Origin of the sequence: Agromyces sp. NDB4Y10, assembly GCF_001620055.1 — a bacterium.
Taxonomy (GTDB): Bacteria; Actinomycetota; Actinomycetes; order Actinomycetales; family Microbacteriaceae; genus Agromyces; species Agromyces indicus.
The window spans coordinates 1-16,924 of the sequence record NZ_LQGY01000053.1 but is presented as its reverse complement, the minus strand read 5'-3'; the positions used below and the strand labels follow the sequence as shown (position 1 = coordinate 16,924).

The 16,924-nt window shown below is 73.6% G+C and carries 16 protein-coding genes; 14 read left to right on the top strand and 2 right to left on the bottom strand.

The genetic code is table 11. The features are described from left to right. From AVP42_RS12065 to AVP42_RS12035, 7 genes are all read left to right on the top strand, one after another. The coding region (locus tag AVP42_RS12065; protein WP_157356822.1) for an FHA domain-containing protein at nucleotides 1-400 on the top strand (400 nt) is incomplete at its 5' end. Between the two features lie 129 nt (nucleotides 401-529). Beyond that, a complete protein-coding gene (gene leuC / locus AVP42_RS12060; protein ID WP_067949373.1) occupies nucleotides 530-2,026 on the top strand; it encodes a 3-isopropylmalate dehydratase large subunit in 1,497 nt (498 codons plus the stop codon). A 2-nt stretch (nucleotides 2,027-2,028) separates the two neighbouring features. Beyond that, nucleotides 2,029-2,646: a 3-isopropylmalate dehydratase small subunit gene (leuD, locus tag AVP42_RS12055; protein WP_067949371.1), complete on the top strand. Its 618-nt coding sequence runs from the start codon at nucleotides 2,029-2,031 to the stop codon at nucleotides 2,644-2,646. Further along, nucleotides 2,647-4,017: a UDP-N-acetylglucosamine 1-carboxyvinyltransferase gene (gene murA, locus AVP42_RS12050; protein ID WP_197467017.1), complete on the top strand. Its 1,371-nt coding sequence runs from the start codon at nucleotides 2,647-2,649 to the stop codon at nucleotides 4,015-4,017. A 7-nt stretch (nucleotides 4,018-4,024) separates the two neighbouring features. Further along, nucleotides 4,025-4,801, top strand: a complete 777-nt coding sequence (locus tag AVP42_RS12045) for a 1-acyl-sn-glycerol-3-phosphate acyltransferase (protein ID WP_067949370.1) — start codon at nucleotides 4,025-4,027, stop codon at nucleotides 4,799-4,801. 28 nt (nucleotides 4,802-4,829) lie between these two features. Beyond that, nucleotides 4,830-5,927, top strand: coding sequence for an NAD(P)H-dependent glycerol-3-phosphate dehydrogenase (locus AVP42_RS12040; RefSeq protein WP_082847218.1), 1,098 nt, complete (start codon nucleotides 4,830-4,832; stop codon nucleotides 5,925-5,927). Beyond that, complete coding sequence (locus AVP42_RS12035; protein ID WP_067949366.1) at nucleotides 5,827-6,927, top strand: D-alanine--D-alanine ligase family protein; 1,101 nt, start codon at nucleotides 5,827-5,829, stop codon at nucleotides 6,925-6,927. The genes AVP42_RS12040 and AVP42_RS12035 overlap by 101 nt, the downstream gene beginning before the upstream one ends. Before the next feature lie 39 nt (nucleotides 6,928-6,966). Here the strand turns inward: AVP42_RS12035 and AVP42_RS12030 are convergent, their stop codons facing one another. Next, nucleotides 6,967-7,476: a DUF3515 family protein gene (locus AVP42_RS12030; protein WP_067949377.1), complete on the bottom strand. Its 510-nt coding sequence runs from the start codon at nucleotides 7,474-7,476 to the stop codon at nucleotides 6,967-6,969. A 24-nt stretch (nucleotides 7,477-7,500) separates the two neighbouring features. On the opposite strand from AVP42_RS12030, the gene thiL reads away from it, so the two are divergent. Then, the gene (gene thiL / locus AVP42_RS12025; RefSeq protein WP_067949364.1) at nucleotides 7,501-8,499 is read left to right on the top strand and encodes a thiamine-phosphate kinase; all 999 of its coding nucleotides are present in this window, start codon (nucleotides 7,501-7,503) and stop codon (nucleotides 8,497-8,499) included. Here thiL and AVP42_RS12020 read toward each other — a convergent pair. Then, entirely contained in the window at nucleotides 8,469-9,080 is a 612-nt protein-coding gene (locus tag AVP42_RS12020) for an RsmD family RNA methyltransferase (protein ID WP_067949362.1), read from the bottom strand. The genes thiL and AVP42_RS12020 overlap by 31 nt on opposite strands. Nucleotides 9,081-9,128: 48 nt before the next feature. Here AVP42_RS12020 and AVP42_RS12015 point away from each other — a divergent pair, with 48 nt between their 5' ends. The 6 genes from AVP42_RS12015 to AVP42_RS11990 form a co-directional block, all read left to right on the top strand. Continuing rightward, the gene (locus AVP42_RS12015; RefSeq protein ID WP_067949360.1) at nucleotides 9,129-9,947 is read left to right on the top strand and encodes a hypothetical protein; all 819 of its coding nucleotides are present in this window, start codon (nucleotides 9,129-9,131) and stop codon (nucleotides 9,945-9,947) included. Beyond that, nucleotides 9,944-12,130 (top strand): ATP-dependent DNA helicase RecG, encoded by a 2,187-nt coding sequence (locus tag AVP42_RS12010; protein WP_067949358.1) that lies wholly within the window; start codon nucleotides 9,944-9,946, stop codon nucleotides 12,128-12,130. The genes AVP42_RS12015 and AVP42_RS12010 overlap by 4 nt, the downstream gene beginning before the upstream one ends. A gap of 51 nt (nucleotides 12,131-12,181) precedes the next feature. Next, on the top strand, nucleotides 12,182-12,673 hold the full coding sequence (gene coaD / locus AVP42_RS12005) for a pantetheine-phosphate adenylyltransferase (RefSeq protein WP_067949356.1): 492 nt from the start codon (nucleotides 12,182-12,184) through the stop codon (nucleotides 12,671-12,673). After that, the gene (locus tag AVP42_RS12000) at nucleotides 12,670-13,692 is read left to right on the top strand and encodes a MoxR family ATPase (protein ID WP_067949354.1); all 1,023 of its coding nucleotides are present in this window, start codon (nucleotides 12,670-12,672) and stop codon (nucleotides 13,690-13,692) included. Before coaD ends, AVP42_RS12000 begins: the two co-directional genes overlap by 4 nt. Nucleotides 13,693-13,753: 61 nt before the next feature. Further along, a complete protein-coding gene (locus AVP42_RS11995) occupies nucleotides 13,754-15,070 on the top strand; it encodes a DUF58 domain-containing protein (RefSeq protein ID WP_067949352.1) in 1,317 nt (438 codons plus the stop codon). 4 nt (nucleotides 15,071-15,074) lie between these two features. Next, on the top strand, nucleotides 15,075-16,924 hold a 1,850-nt coding region (locus tag AVP42_RS11990; RefSeq protein ID WP_067949350.1), incomplete at its 3' end, for a DUF3488 and transglutaminase-like domain-containing protein.

Below are 16,924 nucleotides of genomic sequence, written 5' to 3'. Positions count from 1 at the left end.
CGCCGCCGCGCCGCCCCCGGTGCCGGCCCCGCCGATCCGCCCGCACGGGCCACGGACGGCCTGGCGCCTCCGGTCGGACGGCGGCCACGACGTCACGGTGCGGGGCCGCGTCGTGGTCGGCCGCGACCCGAGGGCGACGGATGCCGCGGCCGGGGCCGAGCCGGTCGCGATCGACGACGCGGCCCGGTCGCTGTCGAAGACGCACGCGCTGCTGGAGGTCGTGGACGACCGGCTCCTCGCGACCGACCTCGCCTCGACCAACGGCGTCCGCATCTGGCCCGAGGGCGAGGACGCCGTCGAACTCGAGCCGGGCCGGCCCACGTCCGTGCCCGAGGGAGCCGTGCTCCTGCTCGGCGACGTCGCGTTCCTCGTGAACCGGGCCCCCGACGCGACGGTGTAACCTGAGGATCGTGCGCGTACCGTTCCGCCTCCTCCTTCGGTGCCGCGACGGGGCCTAGTTCGACCGGCCGCCCCCGTCGCGGAGTCCGTCGTCGGCTGATCCCCCACGATCCGAGAGAGACGTTCATCGATGAATCCGCCCACTGAGCCGCAGGCCCGCCCGCGCACCCTCGCCGAGAAGGTCTGGGATGCGCACCTCGTCGCGAAGGGCGAGGACGGCACCCCCGACCTCATCTACATCGACCTGCACCTCGTGCACGAGGTCACCAGCCCGCAGGCCTTCGACGGCCTCCGGCTGGCCGGTCGTCCGGTCCGCCGTCCCGACCTGACGATCGCGACCGAGGACCACAACACGCCCACGCTGAACATCGACCGGCCGATCGCCGACCCGACCAGCCGCACGCAGATCGAGACGCTGCGCCGCAACGCGGAGGAGTTCGGCATCCGCCTGCACTCCCTCGGCGACGTCGAGCAGGGCATCGTGCACGTCGTCGGCCCGCAGCTCGGCCTCACCATGCCGGGCATCACGGTCGTCTGCGGCGACAGCCACACGTCGACCCACGGCGCGTTCGGCGCGATGGCGTTCGGCATCGGCACGAGCGAGGTCGAGCACGTGCTCGCCACCCAGACGCTGCCGCTGAAGCCGTTCAAGACGATGGCGATCAACGTCGAGGGCACGCTCCGGCCCGGCGTCACGGCCAAGGACATCATCCTCGCCGTGATCGCGAAGATCGGCACCGGCGGCGGACAAGGCTACGTGCTCGAGTACCGGGGCAGCGCCATCCGCTCGCTGTCGATGGACGGCCGCATGACGATCTGCAACATGTCGATCGAGGCGGGCGCACGGGCCGGCATGGTCGCCCCCGACGAGACGACGTTCGCCTACCTGCAGGGCCGCCCGCACGCCCCGCGCGGCGCCGACTGGGACGCCGCGGTCGACTACTGGAAGACGCTGCCCACCGACGAGGGCGCGACCTTCGACGCCGAGGTGTTCATCGACGCCGACGCGCTCGAACCGTTCGTGACCTGGGGCACGAACCCCGGCCAGGGCGTCTCCCTCAGCGACGTCGTGCCCGACCCGGCGTCGATCGACGACCAGCACGAGCGCGCCGCCGCCGAGCGCGCCCTCGAGTACATGGACCTCGAGCCGGGCACGCCGCTGAAGCAGATCCCGGTCGACGCGGTCTTCATGGGGTCGTGCACCAACAGCCGCATCGAGGACCTGCGGGCCTTCGCGTCGATCATCCAGGGTCGGAAGAAGGCCGACGGCGTGCGCGTCATGGTCGTGCCCGGGTCGGCGCGGGTGCGCCTCGAGGCCGAGGCCGAGGGGCTCGACAAGGTGTTCGAGGAGTTCGGCGCCGAGTGGCGCTTCGCCGGCTGCTCGATGTGCCTCGGCATGAACCCCGACCAGCTCGCCCCCGGCGAACGGTGCGCGTCGACCTCGAACCGCAACTTCGAGGGCCGCCAGGGCAAGGGCGGCCGCACGCACCTCGTGTCGCCGCTCGTCGCCGCCGCGACGGCCGTCCGCGGCACCCTCTCGAGCCCGTGGGACCTCGAGCAGGAGGGAGCGGCCGGGTTCGACACGGCCGTTCCGGCGTACTCGACCAGCGGAGCGAAGGGGAACTGACGATGGAGAAGATCAGCACCGTCACGGGCGTCGCCGCGCCGCTACGCCGGTCCAACGTCGACACCGACCAGATCATCCCCGCGGTCTTCCTCAAGCGCGTCACCAAGACGGGCTTCGAGGACGCCCTGTTCCACGGCTGGCGCCAGGACCCCGAGTTCGTGCTCAACGACCCCGCCTACGCGGGCGCGGCGATCCTCATCGCGGGCCCCGACTTCGGCACGGGCTCGAGCCGCGAGCACGCCGTCTGGGCGCTGCGCGACTTCGGCTTCCGCGTAGTGATCTCGAGCCGCTTCGGCGACATCTTCCGCGGCAACGCCGGCAAGCAGGGCCTGCTCGCCGCGCAGGTCGCCTACGAGGACGTCGAGCGCCTGTGGGCGGCGATCGAGGACCAGCCGGGAATAGCGGCGACCGTCGATCTGGTTGAGCGTACGGTGAGCATCGGCTCGCTCACGGTTTCATTCGACATCGACGATTACACTCGGTGGCGGCTCTTGGAGGGACTCGACGACATCGGGCTCACCCTCCGGGACGAGCCGGCCATCGCCGAGTTCGAGTCGCACCGTGAGGCGTGGCGGCCGACCACGCTCCCGATCCGGGAGCCGGCAGAGACAGGGAACTGAGTGAACACACTCGTGAATGACGCGAAGCAGCACGGAACGGCGGTGGGCCTCCAGGTCGACCGCATCACGATCAACGGGGGCAAGCCGCTTCGGGGTCGGATCGAGCTGAAGGGCGCCAAGAACCTCGTCACCAAGGCGATGGTCGCGGCGATCCTCGGCGACACCCCGAGCGTCCTGAAGGACGTCCCGAACATCAGCGACGTGCGCATCGTCCGCGGCCTGCTCGAGGTGCACGGCGTGACCGTGACCGAGGGCGCCGACGAGGGCGACCTCGTCCTCGACCCGTCCGCCGTCGAGACGGCGCACATGGCCGAGGTCGACGCCCACGCGGGTTCGAGCCGCATCCCGATCCTGTTCTGCGGTCCGCTGCTGCACCGGCTCGGCGAGGCGTTCATCCCCGACCTCGGCGGATGCCGCATCGGCGACCGCCCGATCGACTACCACCTCGAGGTCCTGCGCAACTTCGGCGCGATCGTCGAGAAGCTCCCGAGCGGCATCCGGATGTCGGCCCCCAACGGGCTGCACGGCGCGAAGGTGTCGCTGCCGTACCCGAGCGTGGGCGCGACCGAGCAGGTGCTGCTCACCGCGGTGCTCGCCGACGGCATCACCGAGCTGTCCGGCGCGGCGATCGAGCCCGAGATCATGGACCTCATCAACATCCTCCAGAAGATGGGCGCGATCATCTCGGTCGACACCGACCGCGTCATCCGCATCGAGGGCGTCGAGAAGCTCCAGGGCTACACCCACCGCGCGCTCTTCGACCGCAACGAGGCCGCCAGCTGGGCCGCCGCGGCGCTCGCGACCGAGGGCGACATCTTCGTCGGCGGTGCGCGCCAGGCCGAGATGCTCATGTTCCTCAACGTCTTCCGCAAGGTCGGCGGCGCGTTCGACATCGCCGAGGACGGCATCCGCTTCTACCACCCGGGTGGCGAGCTGAAGCCCGTCATCATCGAGACCGACGTGCACCCCGGGTTCATGACCGACTGGCAGCAGCCCCTCGTCGTGGCCCTCACCAAGGCCAAGGGCGTGTCGATCGTGCACGAGACCGTCTACGAGCAGCGCTTCGGCTTCGTCGACGCGCTCGTCGAGATGGGCGCGTCGATCGAGGTGCACAAGGAGTGCCTGGGCGGTCGGCCGTGCCGGTTCGGCCAGCGCAACTTCAAGCACTCCGCGGTGATCTCGGGCCCGGCGCAGCTGCACGGCGCCGACATCGAGGTGCCCGACCTGCGCGGCGGCTTCAGCCACCTCATCGCGGCGCTCACCGCCGAGGGGCGTTCGACCGTGTCGAACGTCGGCATCATCGCGCGCGGGTACGAGAACTTCATCACCAAGCTCGAGCTGCTCGGGGCGGACTTCGCGCTCGAAGGATAATGGGTCAGTGCCACATCAAGACCCCGCATCCGCGCCGGCCGCGAAGCCCGGTTCCGAGAAGCGTCGACCCTCGTTCTTCTGGGTCCTCGCCGTCCTGATCCTCCCGCTGTGGAGCCTCGGGGTGAAGTACCGCTTCCACCACGGCGAGCGGATGCCGCAGACCGGGCCGGTCGTGCTCTCGCCGAACCACTACAGCGAGGTCGACCCGCTCGTCATGGGCGTCGCCGCCTGGCACCTCGGGCGTGCGCCGCGCTTCCTCGCGAAGGCGTCGCTGTTCAAGAACCCGGTGCTCGGCTGGTTCCTGCGCACCTCGGGGCAGATCCCCGTCGAGCGCGCCGGCAGCCAGAGCCACGCCGCGATCCGGGCCGCGGAGCAGCTGGTCGAGAAGGGGCGCATGGTCATCGTGTACCCCGAGGGCTCGCTCACGCGCGACCCCGACCTGTGGCCCATGCGCGGCAAGACCGGCGCCGTCCGCATCGCGCTCGAGCGCGACATCCCGCTGGTGCCCGCCGCGCACTGGGGCACGCAGGCGATCCTGCCCCGGTACGGCAAGAAGCTCAGCCTGTTCCCGCGCAAGACCGTCGACGTGATCATCGGCGAGCCCCTCGACCTCTCCGCCTACCGCGGCAAGCCGCTCGACCAGGCGACGCTGCTCAAGGCGACCGACGAGCTCATGAACGCGATCGCCGCGCTCCTCGGCGAGCTCCGCGGCGAGATCCCGCCGGCCGAGCGCTGGGACCCGGCCAAGCACGGCCAGAAGGAGACGGGACGCCTTGAAGGCTAGGACGCCGCGCCGGGGCCCGGGCAAGCGCGTGGCCGTCCTCGGCGCCGGCAGCTGGGGCACCACGTTCGCCAAGATCCTCGCCGACGGCGGGGCCGACGTCGTCCTCTGGGCGCGCCGCCCCGAGCTCGCGCGCGAGATCCAGGAGGGCAAGCGCAACAGCGACTACCTCCCCGGCGTGAACCTGCCGATCGGCCTCCGCTCGACGAGCCGGCTCGACCTCGCGCTCGCGGGCGCCGAGCAGGTGTACGTGTGCGTGCCGAGCCAGACGCTGCGCCAGAACCTGATCGAGGCCGAGCCGCACCTGCACGCCGAAGCGATCGTCGTCTCGCTCATGAAGGGCGTCGAGAAGTCGACGGGTCACCGCATGAGCGAGGTCATCGCCGAGGTGCTGCCCATCGCCGAGTCGAAGATCGCCGTGATCTCCGGGCCGAACCTGGCGCTCGAGATCGCGAAGGAGCAGCCCACGGCCGCGGTCGTCTCGTCGACGAGCCTCGAGACGGCGCAGGCCGTGGCATCCGTGGCCCGCAACCCGTACTTCCACTCGTTCGTGAACACGGATGTCATCGGCACCGAGTTCGGCGGCGTGCTGAAGAACCTCATCGCGGTCGCGATCGGCATCGTCGACGGTGCGGGCTACGGCGAGAACACCAAGGCCTCGATCATCACCCGCGGCCTCGTGGAGATGACCGACTTCGCCGTCGCGCACGGCGCGCACCCCGACACCCTGTCGGGCCTCGCGGGCCTCGGCGACCTGATCGCGACGTGCCAGTCGCCGCTGTCGCGCAACAACACCGCCGGGCGCCTGCTCGGCCAGGGCTACAAGCTGCCCGAGGTCGTCAACCAGATGCAGCAGACCACCGAGGGGCTCGCGTCGGTCGGGCCGATCCTCGAGCTCGCGCGCGCGAAGGGCGTGGAGATGCCCATCGTCGAGCAGGTCCGGCAGGTGCTCGCCGGCACGCTCGCCCCGAAGGACATCGCGCCGCACCTCACGACCGACGACGAGCCCCAGGGCGAAAGGACGATGGATGGACAAGCTCAGGGTGGTACTGCTCTTCGGCGGGCGCTCCAGCGAGCATTCGATCAGCTGCGCAACGGCGGCCGGAGTGCTGCAGGCGATCGACCGTGACCGCTACGAGCTGATCCCCGTCGGCATCACCCGCGCGGGCGCCTTCGTGCTCGAAGCCGACGACCCGTCGCGGTTCGCGCTCGACCCCGAGCGGCTTCCGGAGGTGCACGACAACGGCACGCGAGTGCGGTGGCCCGACAGCTCCGCCTCGCGCGAGCTGCGCGTGACGACCGCGAGCGGCGAGGAGTCCTCGCTCGGCGACATCGACCTGGTGTTCCCGATCCTCCACGGCCCGTTCGGCGAGGACGGCACCATCCAGGGCCTGTTCGAGCTGCTCGGCCTCCCGTACGTCGGCTCGGGCGTGCTCGCGAGCGCGCTCGGCATGCACAAGCACTTCACCAAGACCGCGCTGCAGGGCGCGGGCATCCCGGTCGCGCCGTGGCGCACGGTCACCGCGCGCGAGTGGGCCGACGACCCCGAGCGCGTGCGCGCCGATGCGGCCGCCCTCGGCCTGCCCCAGTTCGTCAAGCCCGCGCGTGCGGGATCGAGCGTGGGCGTCAGCCGGGTGGCCGAGGCGGGCGATCTCGACGCGGCCCTCGAGCTGGCGTTCGCCGAGGACGACACGGTGCTCATCGAAGCCGCCATGGTCGGCCGCGAGGTCGAGATCGCCGTGCTCGGCGGCGCGCCGGGGGAGCGGCCGCGTGCGTCGGTCGCGGGCGAGATCGTGCTCACCGGCGACGGCTTCTACGACTTCGCCGCGAAGTACCTCGATGCCCCGGGCGTCGACCTGGTCTGCCCGGCCGACCTCGGCGAGGGTCGTCTGGAGGAGATGCGCGACCTCGCGATCCGCGCCTTCGAGGCGATCGGGGCCGAGGGCCTCGCACGCGTCGACTTCTTCCTCACCGAAGACGGGTTCGTCGTCAACGAGCTGAACACGATGCCGGGCTTCACGCCGATCTCGATGTTCCCCCGCTGCTGGCAGGAGTCCGGGGTGACCTACCCCGAGCTGGTCGACGAGCTCATCCGCGTCGGCCTCGCGCGGGGCGTCCGGCTCGGCTGAGCCGACGCTCCGCGGCGGCGGGCCGGGCTCGGCGGGGGATCACCCCTCCGGCGCGAGGTCCTCGAGGTCGGTGCATCCGCCGTCGGCCTCGATGACCGACACCGCGGACGACACGTCGGCGATCGCGGTCGTCCCCGCTACCACGTCGTTGTCGACGACGACCTCGACGGCGGGCGTGCGCCCGTAGGTCGTGAACCGGTAGCGCGGCGCGTCGGACTCGTCGATGATCCAGTCGACCTCGTCGACGCTCACGCACCGCAGCGTCGTGGGTCCGGGCGGTTCGACGCCGCAGCGCAGCAGGACCGATGCCGGCGTGCCCCACGCGCCGGTGCCCTGCGCATCGGTCTCGCGGGCCTCCTGCCCGGCGACGACGTCGGGCAGTCGCACGATCACCGCGGCGCAGTCGGGGTCGACGGCGTCGGGCGCGGCCTCGAACGGCACGGGTCGTGCGCACGAGGCGAGCAGCGGCAGGGCGACGACGGCGACGGATGCCGCGGCGACGAGCCGCGGCAGCGTGCGTCGGGGGCGGCGGGGGCGGGGAGCGGGCATCGCCATCAGGCTACCGTGGGAGCCATGGAGCCCCCTGCACACGAGCCGTCGACCGCGATCGGCGACCTCGGCGAATCGGCGGTGCTCGCACGCATCCTGCCGCGCCTCGCCCCGGGCGACGCGGCGCACCTGGGCGCGGGCGACGACGCCGCCGTGGTCGCGGCACCCGACGGCCGGTTCGTCGTGACGACCGACCTGATGGTGCACGGCCCCGACTTCCGGCTCGCCTGGTCCACGCCCCACGACCTCGGCTGGAAGGCCGCGGCGACGAACCTCACCGACGTCGCCGCCATGGGTGCGCGGCCGACGGCCCTGGTCGTGGCGATCGCGGCGCCCCCATCGCTCGACGTCGGGGTGCTCGAGGGCATCGCCGACGGGCTGCGCGAGGGGCTCGCCGCGCTCGCACCCGGCGCGGGCGTGGTCGGCGGCGACCTGTCGGCGTCATCCGTGCTCATGATCTCGGTCACCGCGTTCGGCGACCTCGAGGGCCGTGCACCGGTCCTGCGATCGGGTGCAGGGCCGGGCGACGTGATCGCCCACGCCGGCGGCCGGGGCGATGCCGCCCGCGGACTCGCGCTGCTCTTCGCCCGGGCACGTGACGGGCAGGGCGAGCCGGATGCCGCGGCCGCCGCCGCACTGCGCACCGAGCATCCACGGCTGGTCGCCGCCCAGCTCGCACCGACGCCCCCGGTGTCGGCCGGGGTCGTCGCCGCGGAGGCGGGCGCGACGGCGATGCTGGACGTGAGCGACGGACTCGCCCGCGACGCGCGTCGGATCGCCGAGGCGAGCGGCATCGGCATCGACTTCCGATCCGCGGCGCTCGGACCTGACCCGCTGACGGCGCTCGCGGGGGCCGAGGACCACGGGCTGCTCGCGGCGTTCCCGCCGGACGTGCCGCCGCCGCATCCGTTCGAGGTCATCGGCGTGGCGACGGCCGAGGCGGGCGTGCTCACGCTCGACGGGGCGCCCGTCGACACCGCCGGGTGGGATCCCTACGCGGGCTGGGACGGCGTCGGGGGCTGATCGCCGCCGGCGTCGGGCGCGCTCGCGGACGCCCACCAGAGGGTCGTCTCGCCGTAGTCGCGTCGCCGCTCCGGGTCGATCCCGGCCGGCCACGCGGGCTCCGGGGAGCGGGAGCTGCGCTCGACGACCACCGTCGCCTCCGGCGCGAGCAGGCCGGCGAGGAGCTCGAGGTCGCGCGCGAGCTCGCGCTCGCCGAGGTCGTACGGCGGGTCGATGAAGGCCAGGTCGACCCCGCCCGGCGCCGACTCGAGGTACGTCGCGACGCTGCGCGCCTCGACGCGGATGCGCGGCCCCGATCCGCGCGCGGCGCGGGCGACGGCGGCCGCGTTGCGACGGCACACCTCGGCGGCCGGGCGGGCCTTCTCGACGAGCACCACCTCGCTCGCGCCCCGGCTCGCCGCCTCGAGGCCGAGCGCGCCCGAACCCGCGTACAGGTCGAGCACGACCGCGCCGTCGACCGCGTCGCGCGCCTCCAGCGCCGAGAAGATCGCCTCGCGCACGCGGTCGCTCGTGGGCCGCGTGCCCGACCGGGGCACGGCGAGCGTGAGCGACCCGGCGAACCCGGCGATGATGCGCGTCATGTCTCGGGAGCATAACGGGCGCCTCCGGCGCGCTGCCATGATGGAGGGGTGGAAGACACGACCGACGCCCTGCACGCCGATCCGTCCCGCCACCGGGAAGACGAACAGCAGACCATCGACCGGCTCTGGGACTTCGCCGACCCCGCGACGAGCGAGCAGCGGTTCCGCGCGGTCGCCGACGACGAGGCAGTGCCGACGCACGAGCGCGCCGTGATGACCACGCAGCTCGCGCGGGCCATCGGCATCCAGCGCCGCGACGACGAGGCGCTCGCACTGCTCGACGACCTCGAGGCGGCCGGACGCGCCGACGAGACGCCCGAGGAGGCGGCCGAGCTGCGTGCGCGCATCGCCCTCGAACGCGGGCGCATCGCGGCGACCGCCGAGCGGTTCGACGAGGCCGTGCCGCTGTTCACGAAAGCCGTCCGCGAGGCGGCGCTCGCGGGCTCGACCTTCCTGGTCCTCGACGCCCTCCACATGCTCGCCCTGAACGACGCCGGACACGAGGAGGAGTGGGCCACCGAGGGCTTCGACATCCTCGAGGGGGTGCGCGACCGCCGACTGAAGCGCTGGGGCGTCGCCCTGCACAACAACCTGGGCTGGACCAAGCACGACGCGGGCGACGCGGTCGCCGCGCTCCACCACTTCGAGCGCGCCGTCGAGGCCGCCGACCAGTACGGGACGGCCGGCCAGCAGCACGTCGCCCGGTGGTCGGTGGGTCGGGCGCTCCGCACGCTCGGCCGTACCGACGAGGCGCTCGAGCTGCAGCGCGAACTGGCCCGAGCCCGGCCCGACGACACCTACGTGCAGGCCGAGATCGAGGCGCTCACGGCCGAGGTGACGGAGGCGGAGCCTACGATCGAGGCATGACGGCCGATCGCTCGGTCGAGGGCGCCGCAACTCTCGACACCAAGCTGTCCGGCCTGCTCGGCGGTCCCACGGCGAAGGCGATGGAGCGCGCGTGGGGGCTCGTCACGGTCGGCGACCTGCTCGGTCACCATCCGCGGCGGTACCAGCCGCGCGGCGAGCTCACGGCGCTCGACCGGCTCCCGCGCGACGAGAACGTGACGATCGTCGCGGAGGTGCTCGAGGTGCGCGAGCGGACCATGCGCTCGCGTCGCGGGTCCATCCTCGAGGCGAAGATCTCCGACGGCAGGGGCGTGCTCACCCTGACGTTCTTCAACCAGGCGTGGCGTGCGCGGGAGCTGAAGCCCGGGGTGCGCGGCATGTTCGCCGGCAAGGTCTCCGACTACCGGGGCGCGTTGCAGCTCGCGCACCCCGACTACGAGCTCTTCGAGGACGAGACCCGCACCGACACGGGGCCGGATGCCGCGGCCCTCCGCTGGGCCACCGCGCCCATCCCGATCTACCCGGCCACCGCGACCCTCTCGAGCTGGAAGCTGCAGCGCGCGGTCGCGCTCGTGCTCGATGCGCTCGGCCCGGTCGACGACCCACTGCCCGAGTCCGTGCGCCGGGCTCGAGGGCTGCTGGCGCACCGCGAGGCGCTCGAGCTCGTGCACCGGCCGGAGCGCGACGCCGACTGGAAGGCCGCGCAGCGCACGCTGCGATTCACCGAGGCGTTCGTGCTCCAGTCCGTCCTGCTCGAGCGGCGCGCCGCCGCCCGGGCGCACGAGGCGGTCCGGCGCACGCCCGCGCCCGGCGGGCTCCTCGAGCGGTTCGAGGCGTCGCTGCCGTTCGAGCTCACCGACGACCAGCTCGAGGTCGGCGTGCAGATCCACGCCGACCTCGCCGAACCGGTGCCCATGAACCGGCTCGTCCAGGGCGAGGTCGGCTCGGGCAAGACCGTCGTCGCCCTGCGGGCCATGCTCGCGGTCGCCGAGTCGGGCGGCCAGGCGGCCCTCCTCGCGCCCACCGAGGTGCTCGCGGCGCAGCACCTGAGGTCGATCGCCGACATGCTGGGTCCCGAGCTGGCGGCCGAGGTGATGCCCACTCTCATCACCGGCCAGCTCCCCGCCGCCGACCGCCGACGGGCGGCGCTCCGCGTCGCAGCCGGCCAGGCGCGCATCGTGGTCGGCACGCACGCCCTCCTCGGCGACACGACCTCGTTCGCCGACCTGGGCCTCGTGGTCGTCGACGAGCAGCACCGCTTCGGCGTCGAGCAGCGCGAGGCGCTGCGGCTCAAGGGGCGGCATCCGCACGTGCTCGTGCTCACGGCGACGCCGATCCCGCGCACCGTGGCCATGACCGTGTTCGGCGACCTCGACGTGTCGACGATCCGGCAGCTCCCCGCCGGTCGCGCGGGCATCACGACCCACGTCGTCCCGCTGGCGGAGCGTCCGCACTGGCGACCGCGCGTGTGGGAGCGGCTCGCCGAGGAGCTCGAGCAGGGACGCCAGGCGTTCGTCGTGAGCCCGGCGATCGAGCCGAAGGTCGCGGAGGACGGCCTCGAGCCCGCCGACCCGGACGGCGATGCCGCCCCCGCGGCATCCGTCGCCTCGGTGCTCGCCGAGCTGCGCGCCCACCCGCGCCTGGCGGAGGTCCGCATCGCCCCGCTGCACGGTCGGATGAGCGCCGACGAGAAGGACGCCACCATGCGCGCGTTCGCCGCGGGCGAGCTCGACGTGCTCGTCGCGACCACCGTCATCGAGGTCGGCGTCGACGTGCCCAACGCGAGCACCATGGTCGTCGTGGACGCCGACCGGTTCGGGGTCTCGCAGCTGCACCAGCTCCGCGGCCGGGTCGGCCGCGGCTCCGTGCCCGGCCTGTGCCTGCTCGTGACCCGCGTCGAGGCGGAGACCGTCGCGCGGGAACGACTCGACGCGGTGGCCGGCACGCTCGACGGCTTCGAGCTCGCGCGCGTCGACCTCGAGCTCCGCCAGGAGGGCGACGTCCTCGGCGCCATCCAGTCCGGACGGCGGACCTCCCTCAAGCTGCTCCGGGTGACGCGCCACGGCGACGTCATCGCCGACGCGCGCGAGGCCGCCGCCGAGGTGCTCCGCGACGACCCGGACCTGGCCGCCCACCCCGCACTCGCGGCGGCCGTGCGACGCCGCCTCGACGACGACTCGAGCGAGTACCTGAGCAGGGGCTGAGACTCCCGGGCAGCGGTCCACGGCGCCGGATCCCGCACTACGCTGGCACGTATGCAGCGGATCGCCGTCGTTCCCGGATCGTTCGACCCCGTCACCCGGGGGCACCTCGACGTGATCGGCCGTGCCGCTGGCCTCTACGACCAGTTGCACGTCGTCGTGGTGCACAACCCCGACAAGTCGGCGCTCCTGCCGATCGCGCAGCGGGTCTCGCTCATCGAGCAGTCGATCGAGGAGGCCGGCATCGTCGGCGACATCGTCGTCGCGTCCTGGAGCATGGGCCTGCTCGTCGACTACTGCACCGACGTGGGCGCGTCGGTCCTCGTCAAGGGCATCCGCTCGCAGGTCGACGTGGCCTACGAGACGCCGATGGCCATCGTGAACCGGCACCTCGCCGGGGTCGAGACGGTGTTCCTGCTGCCCGACCCCGCGAACGCCCACGTGTCGAGTTCGCTCGTCCGCCAGGTGTCGGCGCTCGGCGGCGACGTGAGCCCGTACGTGCCCGAGCCCGTGGCGCAGTACCTGCAGGGAGCGATGACCTCATGAGCGAGGTCTCGGCGCCGCAGGTCGGGGCGACGGCCGCACCCGCGATGGGCATCGACGAGGTCGGCGCCGGCGCGGCGCGCATCGTCCGCAACGTCGAGGAGGTGATCGCCGGCAAGCGCGATGCGGTGACCGCCGCCCTCACCGTGCTGCTCGCCGAGGGGCACCTGCTCATCGAGGATGTGCCGGGCGTCGGCAAGACGATGCTGGCCAAGGCGCTCGCGCGCTCGGTCGACTGCACGGTCAGCCGCATCCAGTTCACGCCCGACCTGCTGCCGAGCGACGTGACGGGCGTCTCGGTGTTCGACCAGTCGTCGCGGCGGTTCGAGTTCAAGCACGGTCCGGTGTTCGCGAACATCGTGATCGGCGACGAGATCAACCGCGCGAGCCCCAAGACCCAGTCGGCCCTCCTCGAGTGCATGGAGGAGCGGCAGGTGACCGCCGACGGCACGACGTATCGGCTCGAGCAGCCATTCACGGTCGTCGCGACCCAGAACCCGGTCGAGATGGAGGGCACCTACCCGCTCCCGGAGGCGCAGCGCGACCGGTTCATGGCGCGCATCTCGATGGGGTACCCGGCACCGGGCGACGAGCTCGCGATGCTCGCGCAGCGCGAGACGGCGAGTCCGCTCGATGCGCTGCAGCCGGTCGTCTCGATCGACGAGCTGCGCGCGATGATCGCCGCCGTGCACCACGTGTACACGTCCCAGGCGGTCAAGGAGTACGCCGTCGAGCTGGCACGGGCCACGCGCGACGACCGCCAGCTGCGGCTCGGCGCGAGCCCGCGCGCGACCCTGCAGCTCATCCGCGCGGCGAAGGCGCACGCGGCGATGCACGGGCGCGACTTCGTCCTGCCCGACGACGTCGACGCGCTCGCGGTTCCGGTGCTCGCGCACCGCCTGGTTCCCACGAGCCGTGCGGTCGGCGGGCACGACCGCGACGGCGGCCCGCTCATCGACGCCATCGTGCGACGCGTCGTCGCCGACACGCCGGTGCCGGTGGGCAGCGCCCGGAGGGAGTGATCGGATGCCGCGCAGCCGCGCCGCGCGCGTTCCGGCGCGTCCACGCCTCACGGGGCGGGGGATGGCGCTGGTCGCCGCCGGCGCGGCGCTGTTCCTCGTCGCAGCATGGTTCGACCTGCGCGACATCATGCTGCTCGCGGCCGTCGGGCTCGCGATGCCGGTCGCATCCCTCGGATTCCTCGCCGTTCGGGCGCCGCGGCTCGCGGTGACCCGCGCGTTCGAACCGCACGTGGTGCGGGCGGGGGAGTCGGCGGCCGTGCGCCTGCGCGTGCAGAACCGCGACCGTCGCGCCTTCGACGGCGCGCACTGGCGCGACCTCGCGCACCCGGCGCTGCACCCGCCCGGCGAGGCGGTGCTCCCGGCCATCGGCCGGCACGAGACCGCCATGCCGTCCGGCGACGACACCGTGCGCCTCGAGTACCGGCTCCGGACGCCGCGGCGCGGCGTGTTCGACGTCGGACCGCTCCGGATCGCAGTGACGGATCCCTTCGGCCTCGCACGGCTCGACCGGGCGGCGGGCCTGCCGCGCGAGCTCGTGGTGACGCCGCGCGTCACCCCGCTGGAGCCCGCGGCGGGCGTCGTGGCGAGCGTCGACGGCGCCGTCCACGCCCTCCAGCGGCGAACCCACCCCAACAGCGACGAGCTCATCGCCCGCGAGTACCGGTACGGCGACCCGCTGCGCCGCGTCCACTGGGCCGCGACGGCCCGGCGCGGCGAGCTCATGGTCCGCGAGGAGGAGCAGCGCGGCGATCCCGAGGTCCGCATCCTGCTCGACACGGCGCTCGGCGGCCGCGCGCACCACCCGTCGTCGGCCGCGCGCGACGCGGGCTCGACGCTCGACCCGGCCTTCGAGCTCGGCGTGGAGCTCGCCGCGTCGATCGGCGTGCACCTCCTCGAGAACGGGTTCCGCGTGCGGGTCGAGCCGGTCGACGACCCCGACGACCCCGCTGCGCCGATCTCCGCCGATCCCGGCGGCTACCGCGCGGCCGGCGGCGACCTGGTCCTCCTCGAGGACCTCGCGCGCCTCGAGCCGCCGCGACGGGACGGACCCGCCGCGCCGACGCGCGACCGTCCCCGCGACGCGTCGCGGGTCGCGTCGCCCTCGACGGCGCGCCGCGACACGCGCATGCCCGGCATCGCCGTGCTCGTCGCGCCCTCGCACGCCGCGGTCGACGCCCTCGTGGCGCTGCGCCCCGTGCTCGAACCGGCGATCGCCTTCGCCGCCGACGGCATCGCCGCCGACGCCGTGGAGCGACTGGAGCACGCCGACTGGCGCGTGGTGCCGGTCCGCCGGGCGGCGGACCTCCCCGCGGCCTGGGGCGAGGCCTGGCGGTCGGCACGTGAATCCGTCCGGAGCGGGGGCCGCGATGCGACCTGAGCGGATGCCGCTGACGACCCGCCAGAGCGTCGCCCTGTCCGGGGCGACCCTGCTGCTCCTGCTCGTCGCGACCTCGGCGCTCGCGCCGCTCATCGCCGGCGCCGCGTGGTGGTGGGCGACGGCGTTCACGGCCGTCGCCGTGCTCGGGGCGGGCGCCGGCCTGCGCGCCCTGCGCACGCCGCCGTCGCTCGTGCCGCCGCTCGAGGTGGTGGCGCTGCTCCTGGCCCTGACGCTGCTGTTCGGCGGCGCGACGAGCTTCGCCCTCGTCATCCCCACGCTGGACACGTTCGACGAGTTCCTCGGGCTCGCCGAGGGCGCCGTGCGCACGATCGAGCAGCAGTCCGTGCCGGCGATCCCGGTCCCGGCCCTCGTGTTCGCCCTCGCGGTCGGCGTCGGGCTCGTCGCCGTGCTCCTCGACCTCGTCGTGCAGACCGTCCGACTGCCCGCGCTCGCCGCGGTCCCGGTGCTCGTTCCCGTCCTCGTGCCCGGCCTGTTCGTCGAATCCGGCGCCGACGCGATCACCCTCGTCCTCACGGCTGCGGCGTACCTCCTGCTGCTCCGCGTCGACGTGCGGGTGCGGCGCAGCGCGGAGCTCGCACAGGAGGACGAACGGCCGGACTCCGCGCTGGTGACCGCCCCGCGGCGACGCCCGATCGTGTCGACCGCGGGCGCGTCGATGGGACTGGCCGCGATCGGCCTCGTCGCGGCATCCGTCGTCACGGCCGTCACGCCCAGCGTCTCGAGCAGCTTCCTGCTCGGCGCCGGCGGGCCCGGCACGATGTTCGCCCGCGGCGTCAGCCCCTACGTCGAGCTCGGTCGCGACCTCCGCCGGCCCGACCCCGTGCCGGCGTTCAGCTACGTCTCGCCCGACGCCGACCGCCCGTACTTCACGCTGCTCAACGTCGAGCGGCTCGAGGGCGACCTGTGGACCGCCGAGGAGCGCGCCGTCGACGGCGACCACACCATCGACACCATGCCCCGCCCCGACGGCCTCGCCGAGGAGGTGCTCGTCGAGCCGCGCGAGCTCACGGTGCAGATCGGCCAGGTCCGGACCGCCTGGCTGCCGCTGCCGTACCCGACGGCCGAGGTCCGCGGGCTGCGCGGCTCGTGGTTCTGGGACGACGGCTCGCTGACGGTCCGCAGCGTCGACGCCACGACCCTCGGGCAGCGCTACGACGTGACGCGACTGGCGGTGCAGCCCACGGTCGACCAGCTCCGTGCGGCGGTCGAGCCGCCCGCCGGTTCCGTGGCTCCGGCCACCCGCGAGCTGCCCGAGGACCTGCCCGCGATCATCGGCGAGACCGCCGCGACGGTCACCCAGGGGGCGCGCACCCGGTACGACGCGGCCGTCGCCATCCAGGCCTACCTGCGAAGCTCCGAGTTCGAGTACTCGGAGGAGGCGCCCGTCGACGACGGCTACGACGGCGGCGGGTTCGACGTGATCGCCGAGTTCCTCGAGCAACGGGCGGGGTACTGCGTGCACTTCTCCTCGACGATGGCGGTCATGGCCCGTGAGGTCGGCATCCCGTCGCGCATCGCGGTGGGCTACACGGCCGGCACGCCAAGCAACCAGCGCGTCGACGGGATGGTGCGCGTCGACGTCGACTCGCACGACCTGCACGCCTGGCCCGAGCTGTACTTCGAGGGCGTCGGCTGGGTCCCGTTCGAGCCCACGCCGGGGCGCGGCACCGTGCCCGCCTACTCGCGTCCGAACGCGGGGGAGCAGGCGCCCGGCGTCGTGCCCACCGCGCCCGTGGCGACGCCCGAGGCGACCGGGCGACCCGACGGCGACCCGGACCGCTCGCTCGCCGGGCCGACCGGGGGCGCCGGGGCGGTCGGGCCCGGATGGCTCGG

Excerpts from the sequence above, each read along its gene's own strand:
- AVP42_RS12010 (WP_067949358.1), top strand. The coding sequence starts at position 9,944 with ATGACGGCCGATCGCTCGGTCGAGGGCGCCGCAACTCTCGACACCAAG.
- AVP42_RS12035 (WP_067949366.1), top strand. The coding sequence starts at position 5,827 with ATGGACAAGCTCAGGGTGGTACTGCTCTTCGGCGGGCGCTCCAGCGAG.
- leuC (WP_067949373.1), top strand. The coding sequence starts at position 530 with ATGAATCCGCCCACTGAGCCGCAGGCCCGCCCGCGCACCCTCGCCGAG.
- AVP42_RS12020 (WP_067949362.1), bottom strand. The coding sequence starts at position 9,080 with ATGACGCGCATCATCGCCGGGTTCGCCGGGTCGCTCACGCTCGCCGTG.
- AVP42_RS11995 (WP_067949352.1), top strand. The coding sequence starts at position 13,754 with ATGGCGCTGGTCGCCGCCGGCGCGGCGCTGTTCCTCGTCGCAGCATGG.
- leuD (WP_067949371.1), top strand. The coding sequence starts at position 2,029 with ATGGAGAAGATCAGCACCGTCACGGGCGTCGCCGCGCCGCTACGCCGG.
- coaD (WP_067949356.1), top strand. The coding sequence starts at position 12,182 with ATGCAGCGGATCGCCGTCGTTCCCGGATCGTTCGACCCCGTCACCCGG.
- AVP42_RS12030 (WP_067949377.1), bottom strand. The coding sequence starts at position 7,476 with ATGCCCGCTCCCCGCCCCCGCCGCCCCCGACGCACGCTGCCGCGGCTC.
- thiL (WP_067949364.1), top strand. The coding sequence starts at position 7,501 with ATGGAGCCCCCTGCACACGAGCCGTCGACCGCGATCGGCGACCTCGGC.
- AVP42_RS12000 (WP_067949354.1), top strand. The coding sequence starts at position 12,670 with ATGAGCGAGGTCTCGGCGCCGCAGGTCGGGGCGACGGCCGCACCCGCG.